The following is a 1,064-nucleotide window of genomic DNA, read 5'->3' as shown; positions in this document are numbered from 1 at the left end:
CCAACAAGCATTGGCTGCTTTGGATAAGGTAAAAGGTCGTAATGCTGACGTCGCGCTCATCAAAACCAGAGCCTACTACAAGTTGAATCGATTGGATGACGCATTGGCGAATGCGAAACGTGCGAATGAAATCAAACCGTCGAATCAAGCCAAGAGTTGGGTGAAATACTTAACCCAACGGCGTAAAGCGGAAGCAACACAAAGCTCTTAGCGCAGAACAAATGAAAAGACCCGAAGTCATTCTCGGGTCTTTTTTTGTTTTTGAGCCTTAAATTACCTTGCTCTAGAAGGTGTTTATCGTTTCATCTCCACTAAACGTAAACAATGTAAATTAAATGCCAATAAGAATGATTATCACCTAAATTATGCTCTACATTTATTGGTGATGATTGTTTTCTATGTTGCTTAAAAGCAAAGGTGTTCAAACGTGGGCGCGCCGTCTACATATCTATATTTCGATGGCTCTTTTATTGGTGACGCTGTTTTTTGCGCTCACTGGCATCACGCTAAATCGTCCTGAGCTGTTTGAGCGAAAAGAACCCATCATTCAACAGCACACCATCATCATCCCGCCGCAGACCTTGTTTTTGAACGGCGAAAGCTTCCAGCCAAACCGCGTTGCACTCATTGACTTTTTGACCCAAGAAGTGGCTTTACGCGGCACTCCATCTGCTTGGGACGTTTACACCGAAGTGGAGCAAAGTGAATTGGTGCTTGGCGAGCTCTCTCTGGATTTCAAAGGGCCGGGTTATAACTCCACGGTTTTCGTTGATATGACCACTGGCGACGCCGATATTGAAACCACCAATTATGGTGCGATCGCACTGCTGAATGATCTGCATAAAGGTCGTAACAGTGGTGATGTTTGGAAGTGGTTTATCGACATCACTGCGCTGCTGATGGTGTTTTTCGTCCTGACCGGTGTATGCCTGTTATTGCCGAAGAAAAAGACGTTCAGAACATCACTACAGTGGATGAGCTTTGGCTCGTTGCTGTCGCTCGTCATTTATTTTGTTGCTGTGCCTTAACAGCCCAGTTGTAGAGAAAAGCTTATGTTGAACACA

General features: G+C 44.7%; 1 protein-coding gene and 1 pseudogene. Both read left to right on the top strand.

Annotated elements, in window-relative coordinates; all coding sequences use genetic code 11:
- Positions 1-211, top strand: a pseudogene (locus R7O12_RS26700) (hypothetical protein); the annotation flags it as partial.
- Positions 212-398: 187 nt separating this feature from the next.
- On the top strand, positions 399-1,028 hold the full coding sequence (locus tag R7O12_RS26695; protein ID WP_318127089.1) for a PepSY-associated TM helix domain-containing protein: 630 nt from the start codon (positions 399-401) through the stop codon (positions 1,026-1,028).
- Positions 1,029-1,064: the final 36 nt, after the last annotated feature.

The sequence above is a fragment of the Vibrio sp. Vb1574 genome (genome assembly GCF_033338675.1).
Note: the sequence above shows the minus strand (reverse complement) of the source record. Positions and strands in the feature narration are given on the sequence as shown.